The organism is Roseovarius sp. MBR-6 (assembly GCF_040547525.1).
Lineage (GTDB): Bacteria > Pseudomonadota > Alphaproteobacteria > Rhodobacterales > Rhodobacteraceae > Roseovarius.
On sequence record NZ_JBEPPW010000069.1, the window covers coordinates 1 to 1,284 of the forward strand.

A 1,284-nucleotide genomic window follows, 5' to 3' on the forward strand; every position below is an offset into this window, starting at 1 on the left:
ATCGCTACGTCGATGCCAACGGAAACCTTCGCGATCACGGAAAGCGTGTTCTGTCGGCTTAGCGTACTATTTTGCACTCTCCGGCACCAGACCCCTTGAACGGCTGTCTGAGCGTCCTGTCATATCACTCAATGATGACGACCACATATTGCGTGCCAGTGTACTGGTAATAGGTCGACCCGCACTGATAGTAGCCCGCCCCGTTGATGGACACGGATGCGCAGCCCGCAGGCAGGGTCGATATGTAAACCGTCGTGCGGCGCACGACCCGCCGGGTCGTCCGACGCGCCACGCCTGCCGCACTGACGGGCGTTGCCGGTCGCCCGACGCGCGCCTCGACGGGCTTGCCAAAGCCGTTCCCCGCCAGCCAGAGTGCAGGGTCCGGTTCCGCCGCAACCGCAAAGGCCAATACGGCCAAGCCGACCATCCGGCGTTTGAAAGCCATCTTTGTCATGGTCCTCACCCCTCTCCGAGAATTGCTTGACCGTCCGTCGTTGTGGGATCAATTTCCTTGGATCCCTCGGGCGGCGTAAAACTGAACGAGCTGTCGTCCGTTGCCACGCCCGGCTCGAAATTCCAGAGCTGCACCGAGAACGCGGGGGCAGCTGTCATCCATTTGCTGGTGATGACATATTTCACCGGGATCGGATCGCCGTCTGACCTGACCCAGAGTTGCCAGTCGATATCCTTGGCACGGTAGAACAGGTGATGCGCGCTGACCCCGCCCAAAGTGACCTCACCGATATATTGGCCACTTTCGACATCGAACATCAGGCCCTCATACGGATTCGCGTAGAGCAGGTCTGCCCCGCCCGTCACCTCGGTCCCCAGCACCGAGCGGACCTCGTCGATCGCGGTGTCGATCGAGCCTTCGGCGGGAAGCGAGAAATGCACGCCCAGGGCCTCGCTTGCGATTGACACAGCCGATCCGTCAAAGACAATCGTGTTCTCTCCGGCAGGTCCGGTGCGGACAACCCGGAAGCCTCTTTCCCGATCAAGCACGAGATCGCCAGTCGCTGTAACCTGTATCTTTGCGCCATTGCGCAGCAGGATATCGGTCGAGGCATCGGCGGTCACGCTGAACGTGCTCAACCCCGCGAGATAGTCCGACATGGCGCGCAGAACTTCGTCGGCCTTGGCGTCGATCTCTTGAGCCGTGGCACCCGTGACCAAGGCGCATAGCGGCAGTGTGAACTGGCCCCTTTTTCGACCGGACACTTGGGCATAACCATGGAGGCTTAGGTATATGCCTGAGCACGTGCTTATGTCTGAGATAGAAATCAT

General features: G+C 60.0%; 2 protein-coding genes. Both read right to left on the minus strand.

What is annotated here, in order from left to right:
- Positions 1-124: 124 nt before the first annotated feature.
- Positions 125-454, minus strand: coding sequence for a hypothetical protein (locus ABIE57_RS20500; RefSeq protein WP_354540888.1), 330 nt, complete (start codon positions 452-454; stop codon positions 125-127).
- A 5-nt stretch (positions 455-459) separates the two neighbouring features.
- Complete coding sequence (locus tag ABIE57_RS20505) at positions 460-1,173, minus strand: DUF2092 domain-containing protein (RefSeq protein WP_354540889.1); 714 nt, start codon at positions 1,171-1,173, stop codon at positions 460-462.
- Positions 1,174-1,284: the final 111 nt, after the last annotated feature.

Excerpts from the sequence above, each read along its gene's own strand:
- ABIE57_RS20500 (WP_354540888.1), bottom strand. The coding sequence starts at position 454 with ATGACAAAGATGGCTTTCAAACGCCGGATGGTCGGCTTGGCCGTATTG.